Genomic DNA, 16334 nt, shown 5'->3' with positions numbered 1-16334 from the left:
TCAGACCAGACCAAAGGCCAGTTGGCTTTTTTCGAGCCGCTTCTTGGCGAGGGCGCAGTAGTCCTCGCTGCAATCAATTCCGACGAAGTGCCGCCCGAACTGTTGCGCAACGATTGCCACCGTTCCACTTCCGGCGAACGGGTCGAGCACCAAATCGTTTGGCTTCGTCGCAGCCAGGATGCAAGTCTCAACCAGCTTTTCCGGGAACACGGCAAAATGCGCCTCGGGGAATTTCGACAAGGGAATCTGCCAGACGGTCCGCTTGTTTCTGCCCAGCGGATGAAACGCCTGATCCCAGCGCGCGTTGTGGAGATTGGGATTGCCGCCGTTCTTGCCTTGCTCCGGCGTTCCGCCGCGTTTTCCGAAATGCCCGCGTCCGCCCATCATCCGGCTTTTCTCCGTGAACGTGACGTGCGGCTCGCGAATCGCGTCGGCGTTGTAGAAATAATCCGGCGACTTGGAAAACATGAAAATGTATTCGTGATCCGTCGTCGGACGGTTCTTGATCGAAGCGGGCATGGCGTTGGTTTTATGCCAGATGATGTCCGACCGAAGAATCCAGCCGATGCTTTCCATCGCAAACACAACGCGCCACGGCATTCCCAGCAACCGCCCGTCCTTGTATTTGTCCCCGAGGTTCAGCCACAACGTGCCGTCCTTCGCCAGCACGCGGAAACATTCGCGGAAAACGCCCGTCAGCTTCTGCACATAAACTTCCGGCGCAGGCTCGTTTCCAATTTGCAACCCCGCGCCGTAATCCCGCTGCTGGTAGTAAGGCGGACTCGTGACAATCGCGTTGACCGATTCGTGCGGCAACGCGCGCAACGTGGACTCCGCATCGCCGCAGATGATCGCGTCCAGGTAATTGCCAATCGTCGTTGAGCGGATGCCAGCCGATTGCGCTTCCTCGCGGAGAATGTGAACGGAATGATGTCGGGTCAGCGGATACGCGGCTTTCTTTGCTTTGCGCATGACGCAACGCTACAACGCAGGGCGAATTCGGCCAAGCTGAATCTGGATTGTGGGGCAAGCGACATGCAATCCCCTTGCAGTTCTGCACCGACTGCCCGAACTTAAGTCTTGATGGACGAGGCCACTAAACAACAGGAAATCGAACGATTACTCCAGCTACGGCAGATTAGGGTTATTGAGAACCCAACGGCGTCCGCATTTGTCTGCGTCTATTCGAGCGAAGATGTCAAAAATGGTTTTCACACTTTTTGCTTTCTGTTGCCGCTGATTGGTGACGAGCGATTCCTCAAAGAGTTGAGTTGGGATTATCGTGCGTCTGACTTTAATCCGCAGGTACAATGCGTTGAGCATTGGCGAACAGGAGAAAAAGTGCGCGAAATCTCGTACCTGCCTGATGGTAATGAAACTGGCGCACAACCCTTGGTTCACGCACGTCATTTCTGGGGGTTGAGATCGCCGACGATTGAAATCGCTGAAGAGTTTAGGTTGTTTCACAATCTTTACCAAGACACCGCACGTGGAGTTTTTCTCCATTCTGATATTCATGGGGTCGAACACGAGGTGGTTCGAGTTGCCAACGGACGCGTTGAGGTTCATTTACGTTTTCTGGTCGATTTTCTCCGTGCAAAGCAGATGCATCTCGCTATGCAATGGGACGGTGCATACTGGTGTCAGTATTCCCTCAGCGAACTCGGTCTAAAGTCAGTTGGAAGTGAACGGCGTGGCGCGACTTTTCATTGGCATCTCAGTGCAAATGAAGACCGGCATCATGACGATCAATGCAAGTGCATCTCGCGAGTAATTGGAAAGGCCCTCATTTTGTGCCCCGGTCCCGTTGAATATCGTGACCCTTACGAGGAGGACCATTCAGCTTATCCTTCGTTCATCGTCGGATATAACAAACAAGGTGCGGCCATCACGCAAACCTCTGATCCGAAGGCTGCTGACAAAGACGCGCGGCATGCCTTGCAACCTGTATTTTTCCGACGAGGGGTCTTGGCACGGTATTTCGCTGAGCCGACCAAGTTTTCTGTCGAAGATGGATATCTCCGATGTGGAGGTCTTTGGGGTTTGAGAATCGACAATGATCATCCCAAGTATGTCATCGTTTTCCTCAAAGACCTCGGACTAGACCTTCCAGGAGTTGAACGCTTGCATTGGCGTTCCTTCAACGTCGCTCCGGACGGCGGTGTAAGCAAAACCTTCTACAGCCGCAACATCAAGGCGTGGTTTGCAAATCCGACGATGCCCGATTTGAAATTGAAACATTTGTATCCAATGGTGAACAACCTTTGGCAAAAAGCATACGGTTGGCCGTTGTGGCGAGAACCCGAGGAGGAGGATCGTTATGTTTTTGCTCAAGTCCACGTTTGCCTTGACGAAAGTCAGTCTGAGTTCGATCAACAAAACGGTCTTCTGGCGAAGCTGCTGAACGATTCCCTGAACGAAGACAAAATCAAGGGGACACTTCGAGCGCAAGCCCCGAATCCCGGTGGCCTGAATCGCTTGCAACAGTTCTTTATTGAGGCCGGATACGGTGATGCTGACCTGCGAATCAGACCGCTTCGCGTGCTACAGGAACTCCGGTCAAAAGGAAGTGCTCATCGGAAGAGCAGCGAATACGAAGTCGTTTTGAAACGTGCCGGACTGAAGGGGTTGCCAGTTGTGGACGCTTCGATGAAAATCTTTGCGGGTGCTGTGGAGTTCATCGAATGGCTGAAGGTGAATGTGTTGAAGGACAATTCTTAAATGAAAATGGCGAACGGTTTCCCGTTCGCCTTTCGTGTTTTGAGATTTGACTAGCGCTCAATACCGATAGTGCTCCGGCTTGTAAGGCCCTTCGGGCGGCACGCCGAGGTAGTCGGCTTGTTTCTTCGTGAGCTTGGTCAGCTTCACGCCGATGCGATCCAGGTGCAGGCGCGCGACTTCTTCGTCCAGTTTCTTGGGCAGACGATAGACACCGATTTTGTTCTTCACGCCTTTCAACGTGTTGAGCTTGTCCACCTGAATCTCGTTGTCGAAGTGGCCGATGTTACAAACGATGGCCTGGTCCTTCATCTTGAGGATGTGGTCGAGTGTGATGACGTCGCAATTGCCGGTGGTCGTCACGTAGATGTCGCCGATGCCGAGCGTGTCTTCGAGCGTGGTGACTTCGAAACCTTCCATCGCGGCTTGCAGCGCGTTGATGGGGTCAATCTCGGTGACGATCACGCGCGCGCCGAATCCGCGGAGCGAATGGGCGCAGCCCTTGCCGACGTCGCCGTAGCCCGCGACGACCGCGACTTTGCCGGCGATCATCACGTCGGTGGCGCGCTTGATGCCGTCGGCGAGCGATTCGCGGCAGCCGTAGAGGTTGTCGAACTTGGATTTGGTGACGGAGTCGTTGACGTTGATGGCGGGCACGAGAAGTTTGCCCTGCTCCAACATCTGGTAAAGGCGATGCACGCCGGTGGTCGTTTCTTCGGAAACACCTTTCCAGTCCTTCACGACTTCGTGCCAGAAACCGGGGCGTTCCTTTGCGACCTTCTTCAACAGCGCCTTGATGACGGCGACTTCGTGGTTGTCGCTCGGCGTGTTGACCCAGGTGTCGCCGTTTTCGAGTTCGTAGCCTTTGTGGATTAGGAGCGTGGCGTCGCCGCCATCGTCCACGATGAGTTGCGGTCCTTTGTTGCCCGGATGCGTGAGGGCGGCGAGGGTGAAGTCCCAATACTCTTCGAGCGATTCGCCTTTGTGCGCGAAGACAGGAATACCGGCCTTGGCAACAGCGGCGGCGGCGTGATCTTGCGTGGAGAAGATGTTGCAGCTCGCCCAACGCACCGACGCGCCGAGTTCAATAAGCGTCTCGATGAGGATCGCCGTCTCGATGGTCATGTGCAACGAGCCGGTGACGCGGACGCCCTTGAGCGGCTTGCTCACGCCATACTTTTTGCGGATGGACATGAGGCCGGGCATCTCGTGCTGGCAAACCTCAATGGTTTTGCGTCCCCACTCGGCGAGCGAGAGGTCGCGGACGGCGAAGTCGTGTTTGCTCGCGCCATTGCCGTTTTTGGCGGGTGCTTTGGTTAAGGTGCGACGTGCGGGAGAAAGTTTGATTGCTGCCATTTTGGTTGAGAGTTGAAAGTTGAGTGTTGAGAGTTAGGCGGAGGCTTGCGCGCTTGAAGTCGAGACGAGCGCGGCTGCTCGTTTCAAAGTGGCGGCGACGACGGGAGATTTGTTTTGGGTGACTGCTTTTCGGAGCGCATCGGTTTTGTCCGTTTTTTCCCAAGTGATGCTGTCGGTGTCGTCCACTTTTCCAAAATGGCCATAGTTGGTCGTCTTGGAATAAATCGGGCGGAGCAGGTTCAGTTGCTTGATGATGGCCGCCGGCTTGAAGCTGAAAATCTCCAGCACCGCCTTCTCTATTGCCTCGTCGCTCACCACACCCGTTCCAAACGTGTTGATACAAACGGAAACCGGTTCGGGATAGCCGATGGCGTAAGCGAATTGAATTTCCGCGCTCGTGGCGAGTCCAGCGGCCACGATGTTCTTGGCCACGTAACGGCCCATGTAGGCGGCGCTGCGATCCACCTTGCTGGGGTCCTTCCCGCTGAACGCGCCACCGCCGTGACGGCCCATGCCGCCGTAGCTGTCCACGATGATTTTGCGGCCGGTCAAACCGGTGTCGCCCTGAGGCCCGCCGACGACGAAGCGACCGGTGGGATTGATCAGGTATTTGGTCTCCTTCGTCAGCAAATTTCTCGGTAGCGTCTTCTTGACGACTTCCTCGATGCAGAATTCCTTGATCGTGGCGTGGTCCACGTCCGCGCTGTGTTGCGTGGAGATGACGACATTGGTGATGGCCACCGGTTGATCATTGACATAGCGAACCGACACCTGGCTCTTGGCATCGGGACGAAGCCATTTCACCTTGCCGTTCTTGCGGATCTTCGTCAGCGCACGACCGAGTTGATGCGCATACATGATCGGCGCAGGCATGAGTTCAGGGGTTTCATTGCAAGCATAACCAAACATCAAACCCTGGTCCCCGGCGCCTTGTTCGGCGGTTTCCTTGCCTTTGGCTTTGCGCGCATCCACGCCTTGAGCGATGTCCGCGCTTTGGGAAGTGATGGCGTTGAGAATGAGCACGCGGTCAGCGTGGAAAACATCATCCTCATGCGTGTAACCGATGTCGCGGATGGCCTGGCGGGCGATGGCATTGAAGTCGAGCCTGGCCTTGGTGGTGATTTCGCCGCCGACCACGACGAGATTGCTTTTGGCGTACGTTTCACAGGCCACCCGGCTGTGCGGGTCCTGCGCGAGGCACGCGTCCAGCACGGCGTCAGAAATGGTGTCGCATACTTTGTCCGGATGGCCTTCGCCGACGGACTCCGAGGAGAAGATGTAGTTTTTACTCATGTGTTAAAATGTCATATTGACGTATCAAGATGGGATGATATAACACTTTGCAAGCGCGTCAACTGGTTTCTGAAGAAAAGTTGGGTGAAGTTGGGCCAACGGTTGCGGGCTTGAGAAAACAAAGTATCTCTGGCAACGTCATTTTATGCAAAAGGCCAAGCAAAAACAGCCTCCAGTCTGCAGTCACCAGTGGATTGATCTGGTGGACTTGGCATTGCACCGCGCGATGGCCCGCAAGATTCGCCGCGATCCTAAATTCTTCGAACGCGCCCGCCGCAACATTGCCCATTGGGAGCGGATGAATCGAGCCTGTCCACAATCGTTGCGCGAATGGAAGCAAATCCTCCGTGAGTATGACCGGAGCACAGTGTTACGCATCATGACGCGTCCGGACGAGGAGGGGAATCGCCTGCGCCAATCTTCTCCTTTCTGCGGAATTCTGACGGAACGGGAGCGTAAGGCGATATGGGCGCGATATGACGAAAAGTAAACTGGAACTCATGTTGCGCGAAGCTGGGGCGGTTGCGCGTGAGCGGGATTTTTTTCTGTTTGGAAGCCAATCGCTTCGCGCGGTCTGTCGGCGCATCCCACGCGAATTTCCAAAGACTCTCGAAGCCGATCTATATCCCCGACGCCATCCGCAGACGTGGAGTCTCCTGCGTCAGCAATTGGGGCGCGGTTCACGATTTTATCGGAAGCACGGAGTTTATCTCGACTGTGTTGACCCCGGATTAGCCACGCTGCCCGATGGCTGGATGGAACGATTGATTCCATTCCGAACGCCTCGTACCGGCGGGGTAACGGCGTGGTGTCTGGAGCCGCACGATTTATTTGTGAGTAAGCTCGTGGCCTGGCGCAATAAGGACCAGCTTTTCTTGCGCGCAATGCTGAAACACAAACTGGTCAAACCCAAGGTCGTGCGCGGACGGATCCATGACTTGTCCGTGTCATCGTCCAGGCAAAAGGAATTGACCGGGTTGCTGGAGCAACTTGTTTCCGAAATGCGGACGCAACGGCGAACCGCGCGAAACAAAAACTGACACCATGTCCTCCACACTGAAATCCCTTCGCGCCCTCTCCGACCCCACACGATTGCGCATCATGGCGCTGCTGGAGCGCGACGAACTCTCCGTCAACGAGCTTCAGGAAATCACGCGATTGGGCCAGTCGCGCATTTCCACGCACCTCGGCCTGCTGCAGGAATCGGGTTTGGTGCAATCACGACGCGACGGTAAACGAACTTTTTACAAGTTGAACGAACGGGCCGATGGCGTGGCACGCGAGTTCATTCAACTGGCCGTGCGCGGCGCCCGGGAAATGTCCGAGCATTCCGCCGATCAACTCGACCTCAAACGCATTCTCACCCGGCGCAACGAACAGGCGCAGGTCTATTTCAACCAGGTGGCCGGGCGGTTCGACCGGAGCTACGGGCCGGGCCGCTCGTGGGAGGCCTTCGGGCATTTGCTTTTGCGGATTCTGCCGCCGATTGTCGTGGCGGACCTCGGTTCAGGCGAAGGTCTGTTGAGCGAACTCCTCGCCCGTCGCGCAAAAAAAGTAATCGCCGTCGATAACTCGGAGAAGATGGTGACCTTCGGCGCGAATAAGGCGAAGAAGAACGGGTTGAAGAATCTCGAATTCAGATTGGGCGATCTCGAAAGCCCGCCCATCGACCCGCAATCAGTTGATCTGGTGATCCTGAGCCAGGCGTTGCATCATGCGGCCAATCCAGCCAAAGCGATAGGTTGCGCGCACAAGATTCTCCGCGGCGGCGGGCAGATCATGATTCTCGATCTGCTCAAACACAACTTCGACAAAGCACGCGAACTGTACGGTGATCGCTGGCTTGGCTTTGCGGAAGGCGATTTGCATCGCTGGCTGGAGGACGTTGGTTTCAAAAAGATTGAAATCAGCGTCGTCGCCCGCGAAGAACAGCCGCCGCATTTTCAAACCATTCTCGCCGGCGGCATGAAATAGCCGACGAATCCCGGCGGACAGATGCTTGACACTCCAGTGCTCAACGACATCATTGCGCCGTGAATTCCCTGAGCCGTCGCGAAATGATCAAGAGCAGCGTTGCCGCAGCAGCACTGGGGTTCGCGCACAACCCGCTGTCGGTCTTTGGAGCGGACGAACCGCAAGTGGCTGAGACGCTGATCCCCTTCCTTGACGTTCAGCCCGCTGATCCCAAGCGACCGATGTTGAAGTGGGAACAACTCACGAGTTGGATCACGCCCAACGTCCAGGCTTTTTCCGTCAGTCATTACGGCCAGCCGCCGGTTGAGACGGACGCATGGAGTCTGGAAATCGGCGGTCTGATAAAGCGACCGAAGACATTTTCGCTGAGCGAAATCAAATCGCGCCGACGCAAGAGCATCATCGCGACCTTGGAATGTTCGGGGAACAGTTCGAATCCCGGCTTTATGGGTGCCATCGCCAACATTCGGTGGACGGGAACGCCACTGGCGCCACTTTTGACGGAATGCGGTGTGGACAAGCGCGGCATCGAAGTCGTTTTCTTTGGCGCGGATGAAAAGGTCGAAAAGATTCGCGAGCAAGATTATTCGCAAAACTTTGCGCGAAGTCTCGCCTTGCGAAATGCGCTCAATGACGAAGTGTTGCTGGCTTACGAGATGAACGGCCAACCGCTCCCCAAAGAGCATGGCGCTCCGCTGCGCCTCATTGTTCCGGGCTGGTTCGGCATTGCTTGGGTGAAATGGCTGACACGCGTTGAAGTTCTGGACCGCCGTTACATGAGCAAATACATGGCCCGCGAATACGTGACCATTCGCGGTGAAGAAAAGGATGGCCGCACCATCTGGCGCGAAACGAGCGTCGGCCCGATCGACGTGAAATCCATCGTCGCCCGCGTGGTGCGCCGGGCCGACGCCAACCTGCGCGTCAGCGGCGCGGCGTGGACGGACGGCACGCCACTCGCGAAGGTGGAGTTAAAGATTGACGACGGCAATTGGATTACCGTGCAACTCGATAAAAGGCAGCGCGCTAAATACGCCTGGACTTTCTGGTCGCATGACTGGCAAAAGCCCGAACCCGGCGACCACACGTTGGTTTCCCGCGCCATTGATGCCGAGGGTCGCGTTCAACCGCCGGCGGATGATCCCGCCATCAAATTGAAAAAGACTTATTGGGAAGCGAACCAACAACACCCTCGCAAGATCAGGATTTAGTTTTCGATTTCTAACAAACAATGCAGAACGTTTTGAAGAACGCTCGCCCTCACCCCGGCCCTCTCCCCCATGGAGAGGGTGAGCGCGGGCACACGTCTTGAACATGTCAACGTTTTCCTTGCCACTTCCGCCGAGCCTCTGTTCGCCGCAAAACGCATCGAACAACTCATCGCGTCAATCTCGGCAAAAGGCGGCAAATGATTCTCCCTCTCCTGGGGGGGGAGGGCCTGGGTGAGGGCGGTTTCTTAATCATGCTATTTCAGCGCTCTAAGTCGGAGGAAAACAAAATGAACTGCTACCATCAAAATCCATGCACTCTAATTTGAAATCACTTCTCGGCTCGTCTTTGGTAATCGGTGTTTTTCTCTGCGTTCATCCGCTGCTGGCGGATGATTGGCCGCAGTGGCTTGGCCCACAACGCGACGCAGTTTGGCGCGAGACTGGAATCATGGAGAAGCTTCCAGCCGACGGTCCGCCGGTGCGGTGGCGGACTCCGATCGGAGCTGGTTACGCCGGGCCAGCAGTCGCCAACGGAAAAGTTTACCTCACCGACCGACAACTCGCCGAGGGCGCAAGCAATCCAGCCAATCCGTTTGATCGCGGCACAATTCCTGGCACGGAACGGACGCTCTGTCTGAACGAAGCCGACGGGAAGATTCTTTGGCAGCACAAATACGATTGTCCCTACACCGTGAGTTATCCCGCCGGGCCGCGCGCCACACCGGTCATTGGCGGCGGAAAAGTTTATACGCTTGGCACAGAAGGACATTTGTTTTGCCTCGATGCGATTTCGGGAAAACCCCTTTGGTCGCACGATTTCAAAAAGGACTACGGCATCCCGACACCGATGTGGGGATTCTCCGCGCATCCGTTGCTCGACGGGAACAAACTGATCTGTCTTGCTGGCGGCGACGGCAGCACAGCGGTCGCCTTCGACAAGGATAGCGGCAAGGAACTCTGGCGCGCGCTCACGGCCAAAGAGCCGGGCTATTGTCCGCCAATGATTTTTGAAGCCGGCGGAAAACGCCAGCTCGTCGTCTGGCATCCCGAAGCGGTTAATTCGTTAGACCCGGAAACCGGAATGGTTTATTGGTCACATCCGTGCAAGATCCGCTCCGGCATGACCATCCCCACGCCCCGAAAAATGGGCGACCTGCTCTACCTCACCTGCTTTTACAACGGCTCGATCATGCTGCGGTTGGATGCGAACAAACCGGCCGCCACCGAAGTTTGGGCCAGCAAGAAGGTGAGCGAGAAGGACACGGATGCGCTCCATTCCACAATGAGCACGCCGTTTCTGGAAGACGGCTACATCTACGGCGTGTGCAGCTACGGTCAACTGCGCTGTTTGAAGGCCGACACCGGTGAGCGCGTGTGGGAAACCCTGAAAGCCACAACACCGGACGGAAAAGAAATGCGCTGGGCCAACGCCTTCCTCGTGAAAAACGGCGACCGCTTTTTCCTCTTCAACGAAAAGGGAGATTTGATCATCGCCAAGCTCAGTCCCAAAGGTTACGAGGAAATCAGCCGTGCTCATCTGCTCGAACCGACCAACACCGCTGCCGGTCGGGATGTGCTCTGGTCGCATCCCGCCTTTGCCAATCGCAGCATGTACGCCCGCAACGACAAGGAAATTATTTCTGTCTCTCTGGCGGCGACGAAATAAAGCGTCGGGGTCGTAATAATTCCGGGCCACAGTGAAGCGCAATGGCCAGCCCCTACAATCAGGTTACCAACAACACTCCCGAGGCCAAACCAACGAACAGCTCAAGCTGATGGCGTTTCTTCAGGTGTTCCTTGCGTTCGCTTGCGCCAATTGGGACATCGTGCCAACTGTGTTGGAGGTGCATTCTCGTTTTCATGATCTTGCCTTTTCGGATTTCGGGTTTCGGTTTTCCTTCGGGCTTCGGATTTCGGATTTACGGCCCAACTCCCACGCGGTAGAACAGCGGGGACAAAGACGTGGCGTTTGTGTCCGTGTAAGTCATCGTGCCGGGTTGGCCGGGGAGATTCGGGGCCAGCAGGGTGAAGGGCGGGGTCGCGGACAGATTCGTGCTGCGCTCCAGGAAATAGTTCACCCCGGCCACGCTCTGCCAAGTCACGGTCACGTTCGTGCCGGCGGGCGACGCCGAGAGCAGGCGCAACACCGAGAGCGGGTTGGTGGGATCGGTCTGGCAACGCCACTCCTGCCAGCTGGTGTGGCCGTCGGCGTCCGGGTCGGTGGCATCCGCCGAGCCGTCGGTGGGCAGGCCGTAGCGCTGGAGCCAGGCGTAGGAAATCACCGAGCTGGGCCCTTGGAACTCGTAGGCGCCGATGTCCACCGTGCCGCTGACAATGCGCGGGAGGCCGTCCAGGTCCGTAGTGCTCGAAACGTAGGCGTTGTGGCCAGCGTTGATGCAGGCGGAGTTGGATTGCAGACGCAGGTTGCCGTTGGGGTAATGCACAAACTGCGGCGGGAGTGTGATGTTGCCCCGCCCGCCGGTGGGCAACGGCGAGGTGCAGCAGTAATCCAACGTCGAGGCCGCGTAATTAGGGTCGGTCCAGGCGGCGTTGTAGGCCACGATGGAGTTCGCCAAGGTCGAACTCGCGACTCCACCACCTGAGTCCCAGGCCACGTTGTCCACCACGGTGCAGTTGTTGAGTGTCGCGGCTTTCGCTCCGCCACCGTCGGTGGCGGAGTTGTCCATCAGCGTGCAATTGTAAAGCGTGCCCCCATACGCCCCGCCGCCGAAGGTAGCCGAGTTGCCTGCAATCACAAAGTGCGCGAGAAAAGCGTTTGTGGATGCGCACCGCACCCCACCGCCGTTATCCGCCACTCCCTGGGTCAAGGTGAACCCGGACAGGCTGGCGCCGTCACTCAGATACACGCACCGAGCCGTGCTGTCACCATTGATTACCGTCAACTCCGGGCCGTTGACGCTCCACACCGTGAGCGGCTTGTCCACTGCCACGCGATTCACCAGCAAGTTCGTTCCCACCGCGCGCCCACCAGTGGCGTAGGTGCCGTTGGTCACCACGATCTCGTCGCCTGCCAGCGCCGCGTCCACGGCGTCCTGGATGTTCGTCGCCGCAGTGAGCCAGTTGGTGTAGGGCGGCGTGGGGTTGGTGCTGTTCACGTCCACGTAGCGCGTCACTGGCAGAAGCGATGTCCAAAGTTCAAGGTTGTCGAATATGGCCTCGGCCGCTGGCATCGTGCCGTCGGTGTACTGAAACAAGCCGAAGCCCACCCGGAATGACGTGAAGGGCGCTCCCGCCAGATCAGCAGGACCCACATCCTGCCAGTTCATACCGGTCAACGGCTTGAAACCGGGCGGCATTGATCGTCGGGTCAACGTTCGGTGTATCTACGACGGTGCATTGATACAGCACGTTGTTGAGATTGGCCTTATCCAGCACCCGGGCCGTCACCAGCAAATTCGGTTGCACCCGCGTCAACGCGAGAGTCAGGACGACATTCGTGTTCCTGACCGCTGCCCTTTCACAAGCCAATATGCAAATGCCGCCGCCAGAAGTTGGCCATTTCAACACGAACACGAAGTCACGGCTTTTGTGGACGGCATACAGGCCGCTCGTAGTGCCGACTAACAGCAACGCCGTATTGGTGGCGTTCTCATCCAAGCGGACCAGGTCCACCCGCCATTCCCTGGTCTGGCCGTTGGGAACAGCCCAAGTCGTGTAGTGCCCTCCGTACACCTGGGAGTCCGTATGGTTCACGGTGTGTACGCCCGGGTAATACCCGCGGACGGTCAACTGCTGGTTCGTATTGAAGAAGCTGCCGCTGCCAAACACCTCCCAATCTGTAAGCAGGTCGTCGTCGAAGTTGTCGACCACCATTTTGGTCGTCACCAGTGCAGGCCGCATCACATAAAGGCGGGCCACGGCACTGGTTCTCGCACCAGTGATGTTGGTAATGACCACGCGATAGTCACACGCGTCCCACGGCTGCACGTTCGTCAGGACCAGGGCGGCATTGGTACGGTCCGCGAGGTCGGAAAAACCATTGCCCGGATTTTTCTGCCACTGGTACACGAGCGGCGCGGTGCCCGTCGCCCCGACCTGGAAGGTTACGCTCGCGCCGGGAGCAGTGGCCTGGGTTGCGGGCTGGTTGGTGATGATGGGCTGGCCCAAGCAGATGCTGACGGCGGCCAGAAACAACGCGGACGTGAGGAGAAAACCACGGTCGGCGAGCGGGCAACGCGGCCATGAACTGCGTGGGTCGGTAGGGCGCGTCACTCCGTGCGCGCCGTTCGGAGCGTGGGTTGCCAGTTGCGGCGCGCACGGAGTGACGCGCCCTACCTTGAGGTTCATGGATTGGTTTGGTTTTGTTTTCATGAGGTCGAAATTTGGGTGGTTGTTCTTGCGGCATTGGGTTCACTCTGGACAGGGAGTCTGTCCCACTTGGTGGCGCAGACTCCCCATCGTTTCGCCGTCAGCAACTCGTTTGCTGAGTTGCGAGCGATCCACTATGGCAGGATGGGCACGCGGACACTCAGACCGGGTGGGAAAGGCACTGTCGCCAGCGGCATGGCAGTCGAGTCCGGGAGCCCATCGTGGTTCCCATCGGCTTCCGGCGCATAGATGCGGAGCGTCTCGGCTGACATCGCGCTGTTCGGGCCGGTGATTTCCCGTGTCCCATTCACGAGCCAGATCGCCTTGATCACTTGCGGGTGCGCATCCGTGACCGCGTACGCGACCCAGGTGAACTTGGCGGTATCCCGGTCGGTCATCGCCATCTCGCCAGCGCCTACGCTCAGGGTGTCAGCACCGAAGGGCGTCAGCAGCGCGGCTTGGAGTTCGGCAGGCCAAGTCGGGAATTGGATTTGGAGCGTCGCCTTTTGGCCGTACAAATCCAAGGGTGTTTCGATTTCGATCCACTGGATCCCCTGCACTCCGCCGACGAAGGAGCCGCCCAGTTGGTAACACCTTTGGTTCATCCAGCCCACCGTCGCCCCAGCGCCGATCAGCAGCACGGCGAGGAATCCCCAACGCGTGATCCTGCCTTTCAGCAGCTTGTTTAGTATCGTTTTCATTATGTTAACCTTTCTTTGGTTTGAGGTTCAGATGAACCTTCCGTTTGTGTTTTTGTTGGTTGCCTGCGTTCAGCGCCGGCGGATTCAAGGGCTGCTGGACGCGCCATTCCTGACCTTCATCACGTCGGCGACCTGGCTTGCCCTTGCGCAGCCGGCTTTTCGCACTGAACGCTCTGCTTCCACTCTGTACAGAGGAAAATCCGGGAAACAGGTGCGGAAAATCTTTGAGGGTTTTGCGGGAGCCAACGGGCGCGAACTCGCCGACTTGTGTTCGCGCCTTGCTGACCGCCACGAACAGCGCGGCGGGCTCGCCGAAGCGTGCCCCGCCGCGCTGTGTTTCATTCCGATGTTGGGCGTTCGCGCAGGCCCGCGGCCCTCGTGAGATGCGCACCCTCGGATTCGCCGAAGCCGACGGGCGCAGCAATCCAAGCGGGGACGGATCAATACGTGATGGTGCCGGTGCCCTCGTAGCTGTAGCTGATGATCAGCGTAGCCGAACCGTCGGGGTTGGGGATTATTGATGGAACTGATGTCACGTAAGTGAACTCTCCGGAGACGCCCGCGAAACGACCGGTACCGCTGGTAAAGCGGAACTCATCTGGGATGCTTCCCGGCACGTGGTACCCGGAAATCTGGTCGCCGTTGGCCGAAGTCGCCGTCAGGCTCCACACTCCCGTAAACGCATTCCCCGACCCCGCTGCCGTGAAGCTGCCACCAGCGGTGGACACCCCCACACTGCTGCCAGAGGAGGCGTCAAATGCGAAGCTGCCATCGAGTTGGATGACGGTGCTGACCTGGCCGGCGATCTTAAACGGGCGTTCCACTTGGGCAAGCAATCGGTACGTGTGCGGTTTATATCTGACAACGAGCGTGTCGTTTGCATAAACCGTGACCCATTCATCGGTCACAAGGCCAAGGTTTTCATCTTCGTTGATAGGCAGGCCGGTCGCGGGATTAATCAGCCCCGGATTGAAGTAGTAAGTGCCCGGCAATGCGCTGTTGAATCCGATTTGGAGATCTCCGTTGCCGATGACGTCCTCGTCGTGTCCGACCCAGATAATATCAACCGCCGTGCGGAACCACAGCGGTGCCTCTGGGACCACGAAGCGCCCGCCCCAATCAGGGATCAAGCCGGACTGGTCCACGCCGATGAGAGTTATCAGCGCCCCATCCTCGATACCGGGGGTGGCGATACCCGCTCCAGTGTACACGTCATATCCATTCGGGGCACCGTTCACCTGGATCACGGGCGCTCCGTTGGGAACGTCGTTGATACTGACGACTATTGGGACCGCCAGGAGGCTGCACGGCAGCAATGCGAGCAGCGCGACTGCGAGGGCAGCGAGCCCTCTAATGAATACGGATTTTTTCATAGTTATGGACTTTCTTTTTGGTTTCCAGCCATCGGTGTCCCACGCCGCCGGAGCCTCGACCGCAGGCCATTGCGGTTGTCCGCTGCGGCGCTGCCCGGGAGGCCCCGGTGTCACGGCTGGAACACCCGGCCGTCCACTCCGTACAGAGGAAAATCCGGGAAACAGGTGCGGAAAAGTTTCGAGAATCTTGCGGAAGCCAACCAGAGGAGGAGTGCGGAAGCTGGCCCCGTGAGATAACTGTCCGCCTGTCGCCGACACGGTCGCCAAGCCCTATCGCACGGGGCTGGCGGGGAAAGGGGCCGACAATGGCGCGCCAGCGTTTGGACTGCGTGCGCTTCAGCGCCGCTTTCGCTTCTTGTCAGGCTCGCCCCATGTCCGTAACCAAAAGCGCCGATGAATCGGCGCAGTCCAAACGCTTCGCGACAACCAACGCCACGACCTCACGGAATCGGCACCTTTGCGGGAAGGGCGCGGAAGAAACGGCCCAGGTCACGATCGGTGTTGGGCACGGCGGGTTTGAAATCCGGCCAGGGATTCGCCTTCGGTGGCTTGAGCGTCGTCGCTTCCTTCCAATGCCACACTTCGGCATGTCCATCGGCAAAGCTCACCGTGCCGGCGTTGCCGTGGCGCGTGGCCGGGGAATCGAGCCACGCCCACACGCCCCCCCAAAAATCCAAGTAGTCCGGGTGGTTGAGCGCGAACATGCCGCAGTGGATGGTGTTCTCGTGCTCATCCACGAACACGAGGGCCTGGGCCGGGCCTGGATTGTGAATCTGACTGAGCCGATGCCAATCGTAAGGGTAATAAAATTGGCCTGGATCGGGCCACTGGTTCATGTACCAGCTCATCGAATAACTGCGGGTGCGAAGGATGATGCCTTGGTCGCGGACGGTGGACTTGTCGGCCGGGCAGCGATAAATGCCTGGCGAATTGTTGTAGCGGAACAAAAGGCCGCGTTGGAGGTTATCGGTGGTGGTGTCCGTCCAAGCATTGCCAGCCACCCACGAGTTTGACGTGGACGACAAGGGGGCGCGACTTGCATAACTGGTGGTCACCGGCGTATTGGGCGGCAGCCCGTCGTCATTATCGTGGCAGTACATCACCCAGCAGGACTGGAGCTGCCGGAGGTTGTTCACACACGCGATGCCCTGCGCCTTGACCTTGGCCCGCTGCAACGCCGGCAAGAGCAGCGCAGCGAGAATGGCAATGATCGCGATGACGACGAGTAATTCGATGAGGGTGAAGCCGGAGTGGAAACACTGTGGCCGAAACGCTCCGCGACTACGAACGCTGAAGGCCGGTCCGTGCGCGAAAGACCGACACCTCCAACACCACATCGCCATTGGAGCTGTGTTTGTTTTCATGGTTTAACTGATGGT

The 16334-nt window shown here is 57.8% G+C and carries 15 protein-coding genes; 7 read left to right on the top strand and 8 right to left on the bottom strand.

What is annotated here, in order from left to right; translation table 11 throughout:
* The gene (locus tag HY298_08035) at positions 1-972 is read right to left on the bottom strand and encodes a site-specific DNA-methyltransferase (protein ID MBI3850225.1); all 972 of its coding nucleotides are present in this window, start codon (positions 970-972) and stop codon (positions 1-3) included.
* 111 nt (positions 973-1083) lie between these two features.
* Between HY298_08035 and HY298_08030 the strand changes: the two genes are divergently transcribed.
* Positions 1084-2721: a hypothetical protein gene (locus tag HY298_08030; GenBank protein ID MBI3850224.1), complete on the top strand. Its 1638-nt coding sequence runs from the start codon at positions 1084-1086 to the stop codon at positions 2719-2721.
* 57 nt (positions 2722-2778) lie between these two features.
* Here the strand turns inward: HY298_08030 and HY298_08025 are convergent, their stop codons facing one another.
* Entirely contained in the window at positions 2779-4074 is a 1296-nt protein-coding gene (locus HY298_08025; GenBank protein ID MBI3850223.1) for an adenosylhomocysteinase, read from the bottom strand.
* Positions 4075-4107: 33 nt separating this feature from the next.
* Positions 4108-5367: a methionine adenosyltransferase gene (locus tag HY298_08020; GenBank protein ID MBI3850222.1), complete on the bottom strand. Its 1260-nt coding sequence runs from the start codon at positions 5365-5367 to the stop codon at positions 4108-4110.
* Between the two features lie 145 nt (positions 5368-5512).
* On the opposite strand from HY298_08020, the gene HY298_08015 reads away from it, so the two are divergent.
* The 5 genes from HY298_08015 (at position 5513) to HY298_07995 (ending at position 10218) form a co-directional block, all read left to right on the top strand.
* Positions 5513-5857, top strand: coding sequence for a hypothetical protein (locus HY298_08015; GenBank protein MBI3850221.1), 345 nt, complete (start codon positions 5513-5515; stop codon positions 5855-5857).
* Positions 5844-6407, top strand: a complete 564-nt coding sequence (locus HY298_08010; GenBank protein ID MBI3850220.1) for a hypothetical protein — start codon at positions 5844-5846, stop codon at positions 6405-6407. Before HY298_08015 ends, HY298_08010 begins: the two co-directional genes overlap by 14 nt.
* Before the next feature lie 4 nt (positions 6408-6411).
* Entirely contained in the window at positions 6412-7341 is a 930-nt protein-coding gene (locus HY298_08005) for a metalloregulator ArsR/SmtB family transcription factor (protein ID MBI3850219.1), read from the top strand.
* 59 nt (positions 7342-7400) lie between these two features.
* A complete protein-coding gene (locus HY298_08000; GenBank protein ID MBI3850218.1) occupies positions 7401-8552 on the top strand; it encodes a sulfite oxidase in 1152 nt (383 codons plus the stop codon).
* A gap of 310 nt (positions 8553-8862) precedes the next feature.
* A complete protein-coding gene (locus HY298_07995) occupies positions 8863-10218 on the top strand; it encodes a PQQ-like beta-propeller repeat protein (GenBank protein ID MBI3850217.1) in 1356 nt (451 codons plus the stop codon).
* 253 nt (positions 10219-10471) lie between these two features.
* Here HY298_07995 and HY298_07990 read toward each other — a convergent pair whose 3' ends face one another.
* The 3 genes from HY298_07990 to HY298_07980 form a co-directional block, all read right to left on the bottom strand.
* Positions 10472-11884 carry a hypothetical protein gene (locus HY298_07990; protein MBI3850216.1) on the bottom strand — a complete coding sequence of 471 codons (1413 nt, stop codon included), beginning with the start codon at positions 11882-11884 and terminating at the stop codon, positions 10472-10474.
* On the bottom strand, positions 11811-12884 hold the full coding sequence (locus tag HY298_07985; GenBank protein ID MBI3850215.1) for an immunoglobulin domain-containing protein: 1074 nt from the start codon (positions 12882-12884) through the stop codon (positions 11811-11813). Before HY298_07985 ends, HY298_07990 begins: the two co-directional genes overlap by 74 nt.
* A 131-nt stretch (positions 12885-13015) precedes the next feature.
* Positions 13016-13582: a hypothetical protein gene (locus HY298_07980; protein ID MBI3850214.1), complete on the bottom strand. Its 567-nt coding sequence runs from the start codon at positions 13580-13582 to the stop codon at positions 13016-13018.
* Position 13583: 1 nt separating this feature from the next.
* Here HY298_07980 and HY298_07975 point away from each other — a divergent pair, with 1 nt between their 5' ends.
* Positions 13584-13964, top strand: a complete 381-nt coding sequence (locus HY298_07975; GenBank protein ID MBI3850213.1) for a hypothetical protein — start codon at positions 13584-13586, stop codon at positions 13962-13964.
* Positions 13965-14022: 58 nt separating this feature from the next.
* Here the strand turns inward: HY298_07975 and HY298_07970 are convergent, their stop codons facing one another.
* Positions 14023-14955: a hypothetical protein gene (locus tag HY298_07970; GenBank protein MBI3850212.1), complete on the bottom strand. Its 933-nt coding sequence runs from the start codon at positions 14953-14955 to the stop codon at positions 14023-14025.
* 440 nt (positions 14956-15395) lie between these two features.
* Entirely contained in the window at positions 15396-16319 is a 924-nt protein-coding gene (locus HY298_07965) for a prepilin-type N-terminal cleavage/methylation domain-containing protein (GenBank protein MBI3850211.1), read from the bottom strand.
* Between the last annotated feature and the right edge of the window lie 15 nt (positions 16320-16334).

The sequence above is a fragment of the Verrucomicrobiota bacterium genome, assembly GCA_016200005.1.
In the GTDB taxonomy this organism is placed as follows: Bacteria; Verrucomicrobiota; Verrucomicrobiia; order Limisphaerales; family PALSA-1396; genus PALSA-1396.
This window is presented reverse-complemented; position numbering and strand designations above follow the sequence as displayed.

What these genes read in the sequence shown, in the direction of transcription:
- HY298_08035 (MBI3850225.1), bottom strand. Translation starts at nt 972, where the DNA reads ATGCGCAAAGCAAAGAAAGCCGCGTATCCGCTGACCCGACATCATTCC.
- HY298_08030 (MBI3850224.1), top strand. Translation starts at nt 1,084, where the DNA reads ATGGACGAGGCCACTAAACAACAGGAAATCGAACGATTACTCCAGCTA.
- HY298_08025 (MBI3850223.1), bottom strand. Translation starts at nt 4,074, where the DNA reads ATGGCAGCAATCAAACTTTCTCCCGCACGTCGCACCTTAACCAAAGCA.
- HY298_08020 (MBI3850222.1), bottom strand. Translation starts at nt 5,367, where the DNA reads ATGAGTAAAAACTACATCTTCTCCTCGGAGTCCGTCGGCGAAGGCCAT.
- HY298_08015 (MBI3850221.1), top strand. Translation starts at nt 5,513, where the DNA reads ATGCAAAAGGCCAAGCAAAAACAGCCTCCAGTCTGCAGTCACCAGTGG.
- HY298_08010 (MBI3850220.1), top strand. Translation starts at nt 5,844, where the DNA reads ATGACGAAAAGTAAACTGGAACTCATGTTGCGCGAAGCTGGGGCGGTT.
- HY298_08005 (MBI3850219.1), top strand. Translation starts at nt 6,412, where the DNA reads ATGTCCTCCACACTGAAATCCCTTCGCGCCCTCTCCGACCCCACACGA.
- HY298_07995 (MBI3850217.1), top strand. Translation starts at nt 8,863, where the DNA reads ATGCACTCTAATTTGAAATCACTTCTCGGCTCGTCTTTGGTAATCGGT.
- HY298_07985 (MBI3850215.1), bottom strand. Translation starts at nt 12,884, where the DNA reads ATGAAAACAAAACCAAACCAATCCATGAACCTCAAGGTAGGGCGCGTC.
- HY298_07980 (MBI3850214.1), bottom strand. Translation starts at nt 13,582, where the DNA reads ATGAAAACGATACTAAACAAGCTGCTGAAAGGCAGGATCACGCGTTGG.
- HY298_07975 (MBI3850213.1), top strand. Translation starts at nt 13,584, where the DNA reads ATGTTAACCTTTCTTTGGTTTGAGGTTCAGATGAACCTTCCGTTTGTG.
- HY298_07970 (MBI3850212.1), bottom strand. Translation starts at nt 14,955, where the DNA reads ATGAAAAAATCCGTATTCATTAGAGGGCTCGCTGCCCTCGCAGTCGCG.
- HY298_07965 (MBI3850211.1), bottom strand. Translation starts at nt 16,319, where the DNA reads ATGAAAACAAACACAGCTCCAATGGCGATGTGGTGTTGGAGGTGTCGG.